Source organism: Gracilibacillus sp. JCM 18860, assembly GCF_055395245.1.
Map to the genome: position 1 here is coordinate 1,947,486 of NZ_AP043868.1, position 15,984 is coordinate 1,963,469.

16 protein-coding genes and 1 pseudogene are annotated in these 15,984 nt (G+C 36.5%); 8 read left to right on the forward strand and 9 right to left on the reverse strand.

Annotated features, from left to right (window positions below):
- The first annotated feature begins 135 nt into the window (after positions 1-135).
- Complete coding sequence (locus tag ACZ5R4_RS09955) at positions 136-1,314, forward strand: CynX/NimT family MFS transporter (protein WP_464368427.1); 1,179 nt, start codon at positions 136-138, stop codon at positions 1,312-1,314.
- Between the two features lie 113 nt (positions 1,315-1,427).
- Entirely contained in the window at positions 1,428-1,742 is a 315-nt protein-coding gene (locus ACZ5R4_RS09960; RefSeq protein WP_054861623.1) for a hypothetical protein, read from the forward strand.
- A gap of 242 nt (positions 1,743-1,984) precedes the next feature.
- Here ACZ5R4_RS09960 and ACZ5R4_RS09965 read toward each other — a convergent pair.
- The 3 genes and pseudogenes from ACZ5R4_RS09965 to ACZ5R4_RS09975 form a co-directional block, all read right to left on the reverse strand.
- A pseudogene (locus tag ACZ5R4_RS09965) lies at positions 1,985-2,818 on the reverse strand (IS3 family transposase); the annotation flags it as partial.
- Positions 2,776-3,531 (reverse strand): helix-turn-helix domain-containing protein, encoded by a 756-nt coding sequence (locus tag ACZ5R4_RS09970; RefSeq protein WP_464368428.1) that lies wholly within the window; start codon positions 3,529-3,531, stop codon positions 2,776-2,778. The gene ACZ5R4_RS09970 and the pseudogene ACZ5R4_RS09965, both read right to left, overlap by 43 nt.
- A gap of 91 nt (positions 3,532-3,622) precedes the next feature.
- Positions 3,623-4,042: an Ohr family peroxiredoxin gene (locus tag ACZ5R4_RS09975; RefSeq protein ID WP_054860663.1), complete on the reverse strand. Its 420-nt coding sequence runs from the start codon at positions 4,040-4,042 to the stop codon at positions 3,623-3,625.
- Between the two features lie 332 nt (positions 4,043-4,374).
- Here ACZ5R4_RS09975 and ACZ5R4_RS09980 point away from each other — a divergent pair, with 332 nt between their 5' ends.
- On the forward strand, positions 4,375-5,541 hold the full coding sequence (locus ACZ5R4_RS09980; protein ID WP_464368429.1) for an iron-containing alcohol dehydrogenase: 1,167 nt from the start codon (positions 4,375-4,377) through the stop codon (positions 5,539-5,541).
- A 316-nt stretch (positions 5,542-5,857) separates the two neighbouring features.
- Here ACZ5R4_RS09980 and ytzI read toward each other — a convergent pair whose 3' ends face one another.
- The 4 genes from ytzI to ACZ5R4_RS10000 all read right to left on the reverse strand — a co-directional run bounded on the left by ytzI (position 5,858) and on the right by ACZ5R4_RS10000 (position 8,419).
- Complete coding sequence (ytzI, locus tag ACZ5R4_RS09985; protein WP_464368430.1) at positions 5,858-6,034, reverse strand: YtzI protein; 177 nt, start codon at positions 6,032-6,034, stop codon at positions 5,858-5,860.
- 253 nt (positions 6,035-6,287) lie between these two features.
- Positions 6,288-6,635, reverse strand: a complete 348-nt coding sequence (locus tag ACZ5R4_RS09990; RefSeq protein ID WP_054860665.1) for a DUF1360 domain-containing protein — start codon at positions 6,633-6,635, stop codon at positions 6,288-6,290.
- A gap of 68 nt (positions 6,636-6,703) precedes the next feature.
- Complete coding sequence (locus ACZ5R4_RS09995; RefSeq protein WP_109984792.1) at positions 6,704-7,633, reverse strand: bile acid:sodium symporter family protein; 930 nt, start codon at positions 7,631-7,633, stop codon at positions 6,704-6,706.
- Between the two features lie 12 nt (positions 7,634-7,645).
- Positions 7,646-8,419 carry an ABC transporter ATP-binding protein gene (locus ACZ5R4_RS10000; RefSeq protein ID WP_109984791.1) on the reverse strand — a complete coding sequence of 258 codons (774 nt, stop codon included), beginning with the start codon at positions 8,417-8,419 and terminating at the stop codon, positions 7,646-7,648.
- Between the two features lie 407 nt (positions 8,420-8,826).
- Between ACZ5R4_RS10000 and ACZ5R4_RS10005 the strand changes: the two genes are divergently transcribed.
- On the forward strand, positions 8,827-10,296 hold the full coding sequence (locus tag ACZ5R4_RS10005; RefSeq protein WP_054860668.1) for a catalase: 1,470 nt from the start codon (positions 8,827-8,829) through the stop codon (positions 10,294-10,296).
- 46 nt (positions 10,297-10,342) lie between these two features.
- On the opposite strand, the gene ACZ5R4_RS10010 is transcribed toward ACZ5R4_RS10005, so the two are convergent.
- On the reverse strand, positions 10,343-11,200 hold the full coding sequence (locus ACZ5R4_RS10010) for a VanW family protein (RefSeq protein WP_109984790.1): 858 nt from the start codon (positions 11,198-11,200) through the stop codon (positions 10,343-10,345).
- Positions 11,201-11,547: 347 nt separating this feature from the next.
- Here ACZ5R4_RS10010 and ectA point away from each other — a divergent pair, with 347 nt between their 5' ends.
- From ectA to ACZ5R4_RS10030, 4 genes are all read left to right on the forward strand, one after another.
- A complete protein-coding gene (gene ectA / locus ACZ5R4_RS10015; protein ID WP_464368431.1) occupies positions 11,548-12,057 on the forward strand; it encodes a diaminobutyrate acetyltransferase in 510 nt (169 codons plus the stop codon).
- 86 nt (positions 12,058-12,143) lie between these two features.
- The gene (gene ectB / locus ACZ5R4_RS10020) at positions 12,144-13,412 is read left to right on the forward strand and encodes a diaminobutyrate--2-oxoglutarate transaminase (protein ID WP_054860669.1); all 1,269 of its coding nucleotides are present in this window, start codon (positions 12,144-12,146) and stop codon (positions 13,410-13,412) included.
- Positions 13,413-13,480: 68 nt separating this feature from the next.
- Positions 13,481-13,867, forward strand: coding sequence for an ectoine synthase (locus ACZ5R4_RS10025; RefSeq protein ID WP_054788215.1), 387 nt, complete (start codon positions 13,481-13,483; stop codon positions 13,865-13,867).
- 318 nt (positions 13,868-14,185) lie between these two features.
- Positions 14,186-14,614: a YueI family protein gene (locus ACZ5R4_RS10030; RefSeq protein WP_054788235.1), complete on the forward strand. Its 429-nt coding sequence runs from the start codon at positions 14,186-14,188 to the stop codon at positions 14,612-14,614.
- A 31-nt stretch (positions 14,615-14,645) separates the two neighbouring features.
- On the opposite strand, the gene ACZ5R4_RS10035 is transcribed toward ACZ5R4_RS10030, so the two are convergent.
- On the reverse strand, positions 14,646-15,833 hold the full coding sequence (locus tag ACZ5R4_RS10035; RefSeq protein ID WP_109984789.1) for an aminotransferase-like domain-containing protein: 1,188 nt from the start codon (positions 15,831-15,833) through the stop codon (positions 14,646-14,648).
- Positions 15,834-15,984 lie beyond the last annotated feature (151 nt).

The window sequence follows — 15,984 nt, forward strand, 5'->3', positions numbered from 1 at the left end:
GTGCTATCCTTTATAGGGTATTAGCTTACCATTTTTCTATCTATGAATTACGAAGATAGATAAGGTGTTCTTCTATTATATTAACATAATTTGTATGTGAATAGATATTAAAACTTATGAAACAGGTGAAAATCAATGCAGTTAACTAAAAAAAAGACAGTGCTTTTAATCATTGGAATTATTATACTTTCCTTCAATTTACGTCCTGCCATTACATCGGTTGGACCTATAATAGGTATGATTCGTGATGATTTATCCCTTAGTAACTGGAGCGTAGGGTTCATTACTAGTCTACCACTACTGGCATTTGCCTTCATGTCTCCAATTGCACCAAGGTTAGCAAATCGAATTGGAAATATGCGTGCATTACTGATTGGATTAATTATTTTAATGAGTGGAATTTGGATCCGATCCATTGCAACAATCGCTCTTCTCTATCTCGGAACCACGTTGGTTGGCGTTGGTATTGCGATCATTAACGTTATTCTTCCGAGTCTCATAAAAGGGAGCTTTCCTAGTAAAATTGGTATCATGACAGGAGTATATACAACCTGTATGTCTACATTTGCAGCAGCTGGATCTGGTCTCAGTGTCCCACTAACATCTGGTATAGATCTCGGCTGGAAGTTGTCCCTGGCAAGCTGGAGTGTTATAACAATAATTGGAATAGCTATTTGGCTATTTGTGATGAAGAACACCCCAGCTGAAAAGGATTTAAAACTATATGAGCCTAGTGCTAGAAAGATGCTCAAATCTGGTATTGCTTGGCAGGTTACCATATTTATGGGGCTTCAATCCTTCTTATTTTATGTGACGATTTCATGGCTTTCTGAGATTCTGATCGCAGATGGATTTTTACCATCAACTGCCGGTTGGTTTGTCGCCTATATGCAATTTATAAGTCTTCCAGCAACCTTTCTTACCCCTATTATTGCTGGTAAATTAAAGAATCAAAGAAGTCTCGTTCTTGGTTTCGGTAGTGCAGGAGTTATCGGCTATATTGGGTTACTATTTCACTCATCCATCATCCTAACAACAATTTCGATCACGCTTATCGGTTTTACGTTAGGCTCTAGTATTAGCTTAGCATTAGCACTTCTAGGTCTACGGACAAAAAATGCCAGACAAGCTGCAGAGTTATCAGGGATGGCCCAGTCATTTGGATACCTTTTAGCTTCTGTAGGACCAATTATCGTTGGATTATTATTTGATCTTACTGGAAGCTGGGATAATTCTCTTATGGCCATTATCCTTGTAACGATCGTAATGATTGGCTTTGGTATTGGTGCTAGTCGCAACAAATATGTTTTATAAGGTGAAGCTTATCTAATTGATTAGACTCCGATCTTTCACTTGCTTTACGAATTGTCATCTGAAGCGTATAATGAACATATAATGAGAATGGTTTAAAAATGGAGGGATTAGAATTGAAAAAATATGTTGCCCTCATCTTCTTGTTCACTATTCTTATTCATGGCATGCTCCCGATTTCAACAGGAGCGATGCACCCTGTGCTCGTGATGGAGCATAGTATGGATGTCGCAGATCATTCCGTTTCGAAGACTGATTTTCAACCAGATAATTCACTATTCATTCTATCAGCATTTATTTGGAGTTCGATTCTGATTTCGATTGTATTAACTTCAAACGGAACTGCGAGTACAGAGATAAGAGAAAGAAAACTCATTCCAAAAATGTGTCAATCAAATTATTTGATCACCCACCTCTCTCTTAAAGGATAAGTTTAAGAAGGAGAGGAGGAGGTTTCATGCTTTGGGCGCGTTTTATTATGATCGGAATGTTTTCTATAACAGCTATTTCCCTATTTGTATATCAAGGGATAGAGGTTTTCCATGCATTTCAGGATCTTTTTCAAAATAAACAATAACTAAAAAGGCCCTTCACCTTGAACTGCCCCCTGTCAAGTAGACAGGTAAATAAACAAAATATTTTGTGCCATGTATGGTTTCCATGCATGGCTTTTTTATGCTGGAATTCTTAACCCCATCTTCAACGTCACGCGCTTTGTATTATAAAATTCAATATAAGCCTCAATATCTTTTTCTAATTCCTCAAATGTGTTATGAGTGGTTAGTCGATACATCTCTTCCTTGATGATCCCCCAAAAGTTTTCCATCGGACCGTTATCAATGCATTTACCAACACGCGACATGCTTTGGGTAATCTGGTGTTCTTCCACAAAACGTTTAAATCCATGGGACGTATATTGAAAGCCGCGATCACTATGAAATAATGTTTTCGCTGGTATAATGGTATCTTTAATCTGAGTAATCGTATCTCGTACTAAGGCATTGTTATTATGTCGGGATAATTTATAGGCTACAATTTTATTTTCACCATAATCTAAGACGGCACTTAAATAAGCTTTCGAATGAACTCCGTACTTAAATTCAGTGACATCTGTTAATAAGACCTCCATCGCGTTATACTCTGCTTGAAATTCTCTATTTAGGACATTTTCAGCCACGTGTTGCGGTTTATGTGGTCTATAGTTGTAACGTTTCCGACGGATAACGGCTTTTAAGCCTACTAAGCGCATCAAGCGGTACACACATTTATGATTCACTTGAGCGTTAAGGAAGTGGTTGAGATAGATCGTGATTCGACGATAACCATAAATCCCTTTATGTTCGTCATATATCTTTTGAATGCAAGCGCTCAAGTGTCTTAAGCGCTTCTCTGTTTTTGTTGGTTTCCGATGGAACCACTTATAATAACCCGAGCGACTCACACCTAATGCTTCACAAAGTATGGTTATTTTGAATCCCTTTTTTTCGAGTTTTTTAATGGTTTGGTATTCGGCCTCATGCCGCGTTTGCGTAACATCAACTCTCTTTCCTCTTCTTCTAACTTTTTTAACGCAGTATTCTCTGTTTCAAGGTACTCATTTCGTGCTTTTAATGCCTCAATTTCCGTTCGTAACTTTTCTTCATCTGTTTGGATCTTGTCTGGCTTTCCGCGACCTCGTCCATCTACCAGCCCGTCAGGGCCATGCTCTTTGTACTTTTGAACCCATGAATAAACATTATTATAAGAAACTTGATATTTTTTAGCTGTTTCCTTATACAATAAACCAGTATTTAAACAATCTTTGACGATTTCAATTCTCTCTTCTTGTGTCGTTTTTCGACTCTTCATCGTATACACCTCGGGTTTGGGAGAATAACTCCGATTCTTTTCCCCTCTAGTATACTTGATGATCCAACTTCTTACAGTATCAGGATTTGGAATACTATATTTCCGAGCTAATTGTTTAAAGGGTATACATTCTACGAGGTACTCGTTAATAACGGACTGTTTAAACTCTTCACTGTAATGATTATTTCTTGATGTCGTTTGAATTCCTTTTAGACCATGATTTTGGTATCTCAGCACCTTTTGACGAAAGGCCGATTCACTTAATAATAAACCAAATGTTTCACGTAATTCTTTAATACTCATTCCATCTTTCAGATACATTTGAATATACCATTCCAACTCTTCAGCTGTATGCTTACTATTTAAACGCATAAAAATCCCCCTAAAGTAGTTTTACTTTTTTAAGTGTCTACTTTAGGGGGAGCATATCACCTAATGTGGTGAGGGCCTCTTATTATGTTTTTTAAACTGCTTTTGTTTTTAACTCCACGTCAATGTTTCCTCTAGTTGCTTTGGAATATGGGCAGAAATCATGTGCAGCTTTTGCAAGCTCTTCTGCTTCTTGTTGAGATACACCTTTAATCTCTACATTCAAAACAACACCAATTTTAAATCCACCATCATCAGTGTCTTTAAGGAGACTTACTTCTGCAGTAATAGAGGAATCAATGTCCTTTTTTTGTTTAGAAGCCATTAGGTTTAATGCACCATCATAGCAGGCTGAATATCCTGCAGCAAATAATTGTTCAGGATTGGAGCCTGTACCACTACTATCACCTGCTGGATTCACTAGATTTAAATCAATTAACCCATCATCTGACTTTACATGACCATCGCGGCCACCTTTAGCAGTTGCTTTTGATGTAAATAATACATTACTCATACTTATCCACTCCTTTTTTTAATTAGAAAACTTGGCTTATCGTCGTAGCATTACTTAGCAAGAGTATTTTACTTGCTAAAGAATGACTTGTGCCCTTTGGGTGCAAGTAATGGCGAAAGCCTAAGTTTTACTTATACTATCAACCAATTTTATGATAGTATATAAAACCATTAATGGCTTACATTTATATTCTACCAATACTATTCCTTTTTCTCCAAATATTAAACATTACTAGCTAGTGGCTAAGGATAAAACAAAATTCTTTACATAAATTAAGATTATTGCGATATTTAAAGATGTGGTTTCTATTATGGTGAATAGGAGGAAAAATCATGCAAAAATTCACATTTTACAATCCAACAAAGCTCTATTTCGGTAAAGGGCAGCTCACTAATCTATCTGATGAAATAACGAAGTATGGAGAAAATATTTTACTTGTATATGGTGGAGGAAGCATTAAGCGTAATGGCTTATATGATCAGGTTACCCAGATATTACATAAAGCAGGTAAGAAAATTTTCGAACTTAGTGGTGTTGAACCGAATCCACGAGTGACAACAGCAAGGAAAGGTATTGAAATTTGTAAAAAAGAACAGATAGATTTCATTCTCGCTGTTGGTGGAGGCAGTACAATTGATTGTACGAAAGCCATCGCGGTAGGAGCTAAATCTGAAACAGATATTTGGGATATTGTAACGAAGAAAGAAACTGCAAATGGAGCACTAGGTTTCGGAACAGTACTCACCCTTGCAGCAACAGGATCTGAAATGAATTCAGGGTCTGTTATTACGAATTGGGAAACGAATGAAAAGCATGGTTGGGGTAGCCCCTATTCATTCCCTACTTTTTCTATTTTAGATCCAGATTTCACAAAAACGGTACCTAAGGACCAAACCATATATGGAATGGTAGACATTATGTCCCATGCATTAGAGCATTATTTTCATCATGAAGAAAATACTCTTCTACAGGATCGAATGGTAGAAGGCATTTTAAAAACGGTGATCGAGACAGCCCCTAAATTACTAGAGGATCTTAAAAATACAGATCATAGAGAAACCATTCTTTATAATGGAACAATGGCTCTCAATGGAATGGTAAATATGGGATATCACGGCGACTGGGCAACCCATAATCTAGAACATGCCGTTTCTGCCGTCCATGATATTCCGCACGGCGGAGGTTTAGCGATTCTTTTCCCTAATTGGATGAAATATGCTATTGACGAGAATGTAGGACGGTTCAAGCAATTAGCGATAAGAGTATTTGACGTGGATCCAGAAGGAAAATCTGATAAAGAAATTGGACTAGAGGGAATCGACAAGCTTCGAGACTTTTGGAACAGCATTGATGCCCCTTCCACACTTGGAGATTATGGTATAACAGACGATTCCATCGACGTAATGGCAGACAAAACAGTCATCGCAAAAAGTGAATTTGGCAATTTCAAAAAATTAAACAGAGATGATGCAATAGCCATTTATAAAGCATCACTATAAATACAAATGCGGCACATTGTATGGATCAAGTTATCCTACAATGTGCCGTGAATTTTTGAGGAATGTATACATGGATGCTTTCTATATAATGGTAAAAGCCAGAATTTTCATCTTGGTAACAGTACATTGAATTGCTTAGATTACCAAGAGATATTTTTTTATCTTGGCGAAACGCTCTCATGTTTCTCTCTTTACCACGATATATGCTTTTATCTTGGCAATAGATCCTCTGCTTGCTCTCTTTACCAGGATATATTCCTCTATCTTGAAAATAGTTCTTTCCATTGCTCTGATTAACACGACAAAACATCCTCGGTTATTCCTGTACGGATTGACTTTCTTTCTTTTGCTCCTCTGGTAACGGATCAATAGTATGCTTGTAGGCGTAACCTTTACTTAATGTCGCAACAGATAGGAATAATACTCCGATCACAATTACGATACAAATGATTAATATTATCCACATGACAGTAAATCCCCCATCATTCGTCATTTTCCATCATTATAACATACCTTCTAGAGCTAAGAATCTCCCAATCCAGCAGGAACACATTTTTTCTACTTTCCCGAACTTAATATTAGCGACTTACATATCTTAAAGCATGGTATACCTTTTAATCAAACATAAAGGAGAGAGATTTATGGGATATGAAAAGTCTACGAAAAAGGTCAATACGAATAAAAAATCCAGAAGAAGAAAGTCATGTGGTTGCTTGAGTTCCTTAAGAGGTGAAAGAAAATAGTGTTTAAATAAAATAGGAAATAATGACCTCAATGATTGCTGCCACTGCTGCAACAGCCAAAATGATTAGAATCGGCATGAACAATGAAGTAAAAAAGTGAAAGCCGATAAATAAAAGGCAAGCTACCCATATCCCTGTACACCAATGGCAGCTTAATAGTTCTCCTATCCATCGTCTTAAACCCGTCCCCTTATAAGAGATAATCTCTTCCACCGTACCATCTGATAAAGGCCTTTCCTCCCTTTCAAAAAATGGTGCTCGGATAAAACCAGTGATTTTATCATAGACAATAAGATGTGTAAGTCTAAAAGAAGCTAGTGATAATAATACAAAAGAGAGCCAAGTGATCAATTGGGCACCTACTTTCCTTTTTTTACTATCTTATTTTTGATTTGCCCAAAAGATGACTAATTCGAATGTTACTTTCGTATGAGTAGCTTGCTGTAAATGGAGGCAAGCACCTGCTGAAATAACATACCAACAACTACTGGTACCGCTACTGGACCAGGGAAGTATTGTACTGCGATAACAGCACCTGCACTTATATTTCTCATTCCACCACTAAATGTTAACGAGATCACATCCTTACCTGACCGCTTTAGCCATTTAGCTACAAGCCATGCAAGTAAATAGCCTGTTGCTGCAATGAAAAACATACATAGTGCAATCTTCAAAAGCTTCCAGTCTATTGCTTGTAAATAAGGAGCTACCTCCGCACTGTTAATCATAATAACGATCGCTAATGCCAATTTGGAGAATGGAGCAAGTCTTGGACTCCACACCTCATGAATCTTTCCCTTTGTCCATTCATGTAAAATCATCGCTAAAATAGATGGAATGACAATCATAATTAAGAGTCCTTTCATCATCGACCAAACCTCAAGCTCCACGGATTGACCAACCACAAAGGATAAACTCAATGGAACAATAAAAGGGGATAAAATCGTGTCGATCAATATAATCGATAAAGTTAAAGCAACATTTCCTTTATTCATGGATACCCATATAAAACTAGTGATACCTGTTGGAATAATCATCGCAATAACAAAACCCGTAATCGTTAATACATCCTCTGTAAATACTATCCATCCAACTAGCCATGCCCATAGTGGCATAATAAAATGCAACAAAATAAGAGCAATAATGATCGAAAGTGGATGAGATAAGACTCGATGTAGTGTAATAAAGTTTAAGCTTAAACTTCCAGCAAAGGTCATAAAGGCAAAAATATAAATAACCATTGCGTCAAAATGGCTAAAAAAGCTAGAAAAGCTAACACCTAACACAACACTTGAAGGTGCTATGAAAGGCATAATTCGTTGTAATAGTTGATTAAGCTGTCTTAACATAAAGAATGGCTCCTATTTTTTTTGGATGGATGGACGTTGGCCGTTCCAGCTAACTTCCACAGATATACCAAAAAACTCTGATAACCTTGTCGAAGTAATCATGTCACGACTATCTCCTTTCCCAAAGACAGTACCCTCTTTCAATAGAAGAGTTTTATTGAATTCTGGTAAAATCTCCTCTACATGATGGGTAACATATATAATGGTAGGAGAATGTTTTGCTGCAATATTCTCAATGGATTCTAACAATGCTTCTCTTGCAATAAAATCTAATCCATTTGTTGGTTCATCGAGAATTAAGAGCTTCGGATCGCCCATGAGTGCTCGAGCAATTAATACCCGCTGTTGTTCCCCTTGTGATAAGGTCTGAAATGTTTGATTAGCATAGTGAAAACATTTCAAATCTTTCAATAATTGCTGAGCTTTTGCTCTCATTTCATCCGTAGGCTCTTCATAAAGACCGATCGATGCAAAACCACCACTGAGCACAACCTGATAAGCACTATCTGATCCATACATCCGATCCTTTATTTTGGATGAAACAATGCCAATTTGCTGACGTAATTGTTCTCCTAATATATCTTGTCCAAATTGTTTCCCAATTACTTGTACTTTTCCGATTGTCGGAAAATAATAAGCACAAAGCATATGTAAGAGCGCTGTTTTTCCCGCACCATTTAATCCGAGTATTACCCAGTGCTCTCCCTGATTAATGGTCCAATCAATATCATGAAGAATCCATTTTCCACTTTTCTTTAATCCGACTTTCTCTAAGTCTAGTATCATTTCCTTCACCTCACCTAAATAGCTCTATCCTTCTTTTATAAACTTAAATTGTCCATTTCACAAATTTTTTGTATTTTTTCACCAAAACTATTGAAAATGATTCTCATTATCGATATAATGAAATCGTAGCACACTCACATGTGCCCGAAACATTCCCTTTACACATATCTTTTGTTACCCCCAATCAACAAAAGAGAAACAAACGCTTCTTTCCCGCTCCCTTAGGGTAGAAGCCTTTGTTTTTTTACTAAGGATGTTTCCCAATCCATGGAGCGCAACTATTTTTACATAGGTGCCTCTCTTTTTTTTTACTTTTTTAATTAAAATTATTTTAAATAAATATTGATTTTTATAAAACTTGTATTATAATAAAAGATGAATTATTTATAAAGGAGAGGTGCTTTTTAATGAGTGAAGATAAAAAATACTTAACGACAGCCTCAGGAGCTCCTGTTGGCGACAATCAAAATTCAATTACAGCGGGACATAGAGGTCCTACTTTAATCCAAGATGTACATTTACTCGAAAAACTTGCACATTTCAACCGCGAAAGAGTACCTGAACGTGTCGTGCACGCCAAAGGTGCAGGTGCACACGGCTACTTTGAAGTGACAAATGATGTATCAAAATATACAAAAGCTGATTTCTTATCAGAAGTTGGCAAAAAGACACCTATGTTTATTCGTTTCTCCACTGTTGCTGGGGAATTAGGTTCAGCAGATACAGTTCGTGACCCTCGTGGTTTTGCTGTGAAATTCTATACAGAAGAAGGAAATTACGATTTAGTTGGAAACAATACGCCCATCTTCTTTATTCGTGATGCAATAAAATTCCCAGATTTCATTCATACGCAAAAACGTAATCCACAAACAAACCTAAAGGATCCGAACGCAGTATGGGATTTCTGGTCATTATCTCCAGAATCTCTACACCAAATTACGTATTTACACTCTGACCGTGGTATTCCAGCAACTCTTCGTCATATGAACGGATATGGAAGCCATACATTTAAGTGGGTAAATAAAGACGGAGAAGCTGTTTGGGTAAAATATCACTTTATCTCCGATCAAGGTGTTAAAGGACTAGATCCAAAAGTTGCCGACCAACTCGCTGGAGAAAACCCTGACTATCATACAGCAGATCTATTTAATGCTATTGCCAAAGGGGATTACCCTTCTTGGACATTAAAAGTACAAATTATGCCAATTGAAGATGCTAAAACCTATCGATATGATCCTTTTGATGTGACAAAGGTATGGCCACATGCTGATTATCCATTAATTGAGGTAGGACGCATGGTGTTAGACAGAAACCCTGAAAACTACTTTGCAGAAGTAGAACAAGCTGCTTTCTCACCTGGACATTTTGTACCTGGCATTGAAGCATCTCCAGATAAAATGCTTCAAGGTCGTTTATTTGCATATTCTGATGCTCATCGTTATCGTATTGGAGCAAATCATGAAGCATTACCGATCAATCGAGCTAAATCTGCGGTAAACAATTACCAACGTGATGGACAGATGCGTTTTGATGGCAATGGTGGTAGTGCGCCAAACTATGAGCCTAATAGCTTTAGCGAAACACCAAAAGAAACACCGGAAAATAATATTACTCCATTTGAAGTAAGTGGTTTTGCTGATAGTGTCGCTTACGATAGTGATGACCACTATTCTCAACCACGTGCATTATTCCGTGATGTAATGAATGATGAAGAACGCGAACATTTAGTTCAAAACTTTGCTGATCACATGAGTGGAGTAACACGCGAAGGTATTATTGAACGTCAATTGGAAAACTTCTATAAAGTAGATCCAGAGCTAGCAGAAAGAATCGCAGCAAAATTAAATGTAGAAGTTCCAGCACATTTAAAAAAATAATAACGTAAAAAAGAGAGCATTGAATGGTGACATTTAATGCTCCTTTTTATTCATTACGATTCTCTACTATATCTGAAGAGTAAATTTCAATGATTACTTGCCCATTTTGTGTCTTAGATTGAATTAACAATGGCTGATTCAGACTATTTTTAAAGGTAAAATCAGGTCCATACCAGCTTACTGTTGCATCCCGTCCTGGAGGGACATAGGGTACCCTTTTACTATGGGAATATCGTTCTAAAATTTTTACTCCTGCCCTGTCGACTGCATTAAATAAAGTGGAAGATATTTGACAAATCCCGCCACCTATCCCCTCCGTTAACTCACCTTTCACAATTTCAGGTGCAGGAAGATATCCTTTTTCTTTCGTTCTTTTCCCTACTACTTCGTTGAAAGAAAATGTTTCTCCAGGAAAAACAACATGGTTATTAATTGCTTCTCCAGCAAGAGATATATTGTGAGCACGAGCTTTTTTATTTTGATTAAAATACGTAACATATTGTCCAATTTTATGTGTTCTTATATTCGCTAAAAGCTCTGTGTCTACTTTTGGATGGATCTCTACGACTGGTGCTTCTATTTGCGTAGTACTATTTTCAAAAAAATGGCGATAAAATTGTTCTTTAAATTTCTCCTGATGTAATTGAATTCCCACCTTTCCAGGTACAATGGACCCTTGGTCATTAATTGTAGCATTCAAAGGCTTCTGATAAATCTTTTCATTAATCCTCTTTATAAATTGTGTATAATTCCTTGTATCAATGATTTGTTCTTCCAGTAAAGGAACCGTAAAGTCAGATTTTTGAGCACTCGCCACCTGCTGACCATCAAAAGTCACGATTACTTCATTCTGAACAATGACTTGCGAAAACCATACGATAAAAGCTGCTATAATTGTCATCATAAAAATTCCTCCTTTCAATAGTATGAATTAGATCACATCATTTCATGTAGTAAACTTATTCTTCTATAGCTAACATTTTCTCATTATTTTATGTTTCGTATTTAGATAAAAAGGTTATAACTAAAAAGAACTGTGTCAAAAACAAATTCTGCTCATTTGTAAGGATACGTGACAATATCGAAGGATTTATAAACCTACGCCGAATTGAATGGCGCTCACCCTAACTCAAGCAGATTAAAACTGTTTAATCACTTTATAGGCAGTTTGCGATAAAGCCCAGTTCCCTTTATTATTAACAATGTACTATTTGAACAAGGAAACTTGGCCAAATAAGAAAGGAGTTCATTGTGATAGTTAATCATACTAGTAATGCTGCTGATATTATTTTAGAACATCCTACCAAAAAGGATGGAGCAGCGATGTGGGAATTAGTAACCAAATCAACTCTAGATACAAACTCATCTTACAAGTATATTTTGATGAGTGAATACTTTAATGAAACCTGTGTTATTGCAAAACAAAATGACCAAGTAATTGGTTTTATAACCGCATTTATCCCCCCTAAAAAGCAAAATACCGTTTTTATTTGGCAAGTAGGTGTAGACACCAATCAGCGTGGAAAAGGAATTGCTTCCAAAATGTTACATTTTTTATTAGAAAGCGAAGCATGTCAATCCATTCAATTTGTGGAAGCAACCATCACACCTACAAATCGTGCATCACAATCCTTATTTCAAAAGCTAGCACGTGATTTTCATACTGAAATTCACTCCGACGAGTTCTTTACGAAAGATATTTTTCCTGGAGATGAACATGAGGAAGAATGGAGATTCGTCGTGGGGCCAATTCAGCATTAAATCATCTGAATATTTTGAATTTTCAGATATTCAGTAGGATTTTTTTCAATCATCATTCTTATTTATAAATTAGGAGGAAATGATTAATGAGTAAACATATTAATATTATTAACGAACATGAATCTGTTGTACGTAGTTATGTACGCAACTTTCCAACAGTCTTTACGAAAGCAAAAAAACATCTAATGTGGGACGAAGATGGCAAAGAATTTATTGATTTCTTTTCAGGTGCCGGAGCTTTAAATTATGGCCATAATGATGATCACATGAAAAAGCAACTAGTAGATTATATTATGAATGACGGCATTACTCATTCCTTGGATATGGCCTCTAATGCAAAAGCAGAGTTTCTTGAGAAATTTCAAGACGTTATTTTAAAACCACGTGAATTAGATTATAAAGTCATGTTTCCAGGTCCAACGGGGACAAACAGTGTGGAGAGTGCATTAAAGCTAGCGCGTAAAGTAACTGGTAGAACAGATATTATTAGCTTTACAGGTGGTTTCCATGGTATGACAATTGGTTCTTTATCCGTAACTGGAAACTCCATGAAACGTAAAGGTGCTGGTATTCCACTTCAAAATACGGTAACGATGGCCTATGATAACTATGTTGATCACGATACCCTAGTATATTTAGAGCGATTCTTAGAAGACAACGGTAGTGGTGTTGCGATTCCAGCTGCTATGATTGTAGAAACCGTTCAAGGTGAAGGCGGAATTAATGCTGCTCGATTTGAATGGTTGAAGAATCTAGAGGACCTTTGCCGTCGCTGGGGTATTTTATTAATCATTGATGATGTTCAAGCAGGAATTGGACGAACTGGTACATTCTTTAGCTTTGAAGCTGCTGGAATTAAGCCAGACATTGTTTGTCTATCTAAATCATTAAGTGGTTATGGACTTCCACTCGCCGTAACGTTAATCAAGCCTGAGCTTGATATTTGGAAGCCTGGTGAGCATAATGGAACATTCCGTGGAAATAATCATGCATTTGTAACAGCTACAGCTGCTCTTGATTACTGGAAGGATGAATCCTTTGAAAAAGAAATTCATCAAAAATCCGAGGTTATTTATAGCTTCCTTGAGGATATTGTTTCAAAATATCCAGAGATCAAAGGAGAAGTTCGTGGTCGTGGATTCATGGTAGGAATTGCTTCAGAAGTGGAAGGCCTTGCTGCAAAAGTAACGGCAAAATGCTTTGATTTAGGTTTAATTATGGAGACGGCTGGTCCCAATGATGAAGTATTTAAGCTATTCCCACCTCTAAATATTCCAACAGAGGACTTACAAAAAGGGTTAGCTATAATTGAAGAAAGCATTAAACAATTAGTAAAAGATCCAGTAGCAAATTAAATATGTGTAAAAGGCTTTTATGATGAAGCCTTAAATATATAGAAATTTTAACAGGAGGAATACTTTTTATGAAAGTAGTAAAACTAGCAGATGTATTAGGTACAGAACATGATGTAGATGGAGGTACTTGGGTAAGTCGCCGTCTAATCAATAAAAAGGATGGAATGGGCTATTCCGTTAATGATACAATTATTAAAGCAGGTACAGAAACTCACATTTGGTACCAAAACCATTTGGAATCAGTATATTGTATTGAAGGAGAAGGCGAAGTTGTCACATTGAGTGATAATAAAGTATGGCCAATCACTAAAGACACTCTATATGCACTTGATCAACATGATGAACATCTATTACGAGCAAAAACCGATATGCGTATGGTTTGTGTATTTAATCCACCATTATCAGGTAAAGAGGTTCATGATGAAAACGGTGTTTATCCAGTTGATGAAGATTAATAATTGACTAGAACAACCCCAGTTCTTTTGTTGATATAACATTCTTATCCGAAAACTCCTCAAATTTGAGGAGTTTTTTCTTGCTCTTTCTATATAATTAGTGTTAAAAATAATGTATCTTCTACTACTTTTACACGTTAGGAAAATATAAAATCTTAGCAAGGAGAAACTCGTCGTAGTGGTTTTGAAATGTACAAAGTATAAGAAAAGCTAACGAATCCGCTAAAAGACAAGCGAATGCAAGTTTTTCTAATATAGAACATATAGATATTGTAGTAATCTCCTTATAAGAAGGATGAATCTATGAGAGGTGGAAAGATGCCTAAGAAGGATGTTCAGGATTATATTCAAGAAGGTGTATATGGTCCAAAAACGATTAAACTAGATGAAAGAAAGAAGTTCCTCGGTACAATTAGGGAACGTGTTATTCTTGCTTTAACAAAATCAGAAGTGCGCAGTGGTAAGGGAATAAAAGAAATGCAACAACTAGCAAAAACCTACCCTAAAGCTACCATGCTCATGAATGGAAATATGAGCTTTCGTTATTTTAAACCTTACCGTGACTTAGCTGGAACTTTAAAAATACATTATACCTCCGTCTCGAACAAAAATGTTTCCAGTGACTATGGCCTCGTTCTCACTTCCGACCATGCCATTGATAAAGAGGATATTTTTTTACAGGAAACAAAGCCGGTACAATTAACGAAAGCTAATAAACCATGGTGGAAAAAGCTTTTCGGCCTATAAAAAGAAGAACCCAAAATCTTTGGGTTCTTCTTTAAACATTCATTTGAGTAGATTCAAGTATGTGTACTAATCTCTCCATCCCTGTTTGGATGAGTTCTGGTTTAGAATTAGTAAAGTTAAGACGCATGGTGTTTTGTTCTGGATTAGATACATAGAACGGTGCTCCTGGTACATAAGCAACACCTGCTTTAACCGCTTCATTTAAAAGCTTAGTCGTGTTTATATATTCTGGTAAGGTCACCCAGAAGAACATCCCGCCCTTTGGTTCGATATACGATAAACCCTCTATTTTTACAGAATCCAATAATTCTTTCATCACAATCATTCGTTCATAATACGTCTCTCGGATTAATTGAATATGGGCATCCAAATCAAAATCTTCCAAAAGATGAACCAATGCATGCTGACTAATGGAGTTTGTGTGTAAATCCGTTGCTTGTTTGGCTTGCGCCATAATTCGAATAATTTGATGTGGACCAACAATCCAACCAATTCTCATAGCAGGTACAACGGTTTTAGAAAAAGTACTTGTATATAGAACCAGTTCATTTTGATCAAGGGAGGCAATAGAAGGTGGTGCCACATCTGTATCAAATTTTAATTCGCCATAGGGATCATCCTCAAAAATAACCACATGGTATTTTTCTGCTAATGCTAATAATTTTTTTCGTCGTTCTAAGGACCACACCTTCCCAGTGGGATTAGAATAAGTTGGAACAACATAGATACATTTCGGTTTAAGCTTCGTTATTTTATCCTCCAAATCTGAAATGACCATACCTTCTTCATCAGAGTCTACTGCTACAACCTTTGTTTCATATGACTCAAAAACCTGTAATGCAGCTAGATAAGTTGGATTTTCCGTTAAAATAATATCCCCTTTATTAAACATCACTCTAGAAAACAAGTCGATTGCCTGCTGGCTCCCTGAGGTGATCAATATATTTCCCGGATCCCTATCGATACCTTTTTTTCGCATCTGCTCAGCTAAAGCATTTTTTAACGCAGGTACACCTTCTGTTTCTCCATATTGTAATGTCTTACTACTGGTTGTTATTGCTTTATGAAATGCTTCATCTACTCCCTTTACAGGAAAAAGACTTTCCTCTGGTAATCCGCCAGCAAATGAAATAATATTGCCTTCATTAATTACCTTCAATATATCCCTTACAGCAGATGATTTTAAAAATTTTACGCGTTCAGAGAAACCATACTTCAACCCACTCACTCTCCCGTATATGATGTTAAGACCTATAAAAAGACTTATTTAATTATTTGCCTCTTATTTATGTTGAAATTTTTAGATATTTCAAACTATTCTAGTTAACAGTCTTCATTTAAGAGTATACTGTTCATATAGAAACCCAGTA

Bases quoted from the DNA above. Each gene is read 5' to 3' on its own strand.
- ACZ5R4_RS09955 (WP_464368427.1), top strand. From the start codon at position 136: ATGCAGTTAACTAAAAAAAAGACAGTGCTTTTAATCATTGGAATTATT.
- ACZ5R4_RS09970 (WP_464368428.1), bottom strand. From the start codon at position 3,531: ATGCGTTTAAATAGTAAGCATACAGCTGAAGAGTTGGAATGGTATATT.
- ACZ5R4_RS09975 (WP_054860663.1), bottom strand. From the start codon at position 4,042: ATGAGTAATGTATTATTTACATCAAAAGCAACTGCTAAAGGTGGCCGC.
- ACZ5R4_RS09980 (WP_464368429.1), top strand. From the start codon at position 4,375: ATGCAAAAATTCACATTTTACAATCCAACAAAGCTCTATTTCGGTAAA.
- ytzI (WP_464368430.1), bottom strand. From the start codon at position 6,034: ATGACGAATGATGGGGGATTTACTGTCATGTGGATAATATTAATCATT.
- ACZ5R4_RS09995 (WP_109984792.1), bottom strand. From the start codon at position 7,633: ATGTTAAGACAGCTTAATCAACTATTACAACGAATTATGCCTTTCATA.
- ACZ5R4_RS10000 (WP_109984791.1), bottom strand. From the start codon at position 8,419: ATGATACTAGACTTAGAGAAAGTCGGATTAAAGAAAAGTGGAAAATGG.
- ACZ5R4_RS10005 (WP_054860668.1), top strand. From the start codon at position 8,827: ATGAGTGAAGATAAAAAATACTTAACGACAGCCTCAGGAGCTCCTGTT.
- ACZ5R4_RS10010 (WP_109984790.1), bottom strand. From the start codon at position 11,200: ATGATGACAATTATAGCAGCTTTTATCGTATGGTTTTCGCAAGTCATT.
- ectB (WP_054860669.1), top strand. From the start codon at position 12,144: ATGAGTAAACATATTAATATTATTAACGAACATGAATCTGTTGTACGT.
- ACZ5R4_RS10025 (WP_054788215.1), top strand. From the start codon at position 13,481: ATGAAAGTAGTAAAACTAGCAGATGTATTAGGTACAGAACATGATGTA.
- ACZ5R4_RS10030 (WP_054788235.1), top strand. From the start codon at position 14,186: ATGCCTAAGAAGGATGTTCAGGATTATATTCAAGAAGGTGTATATGGT.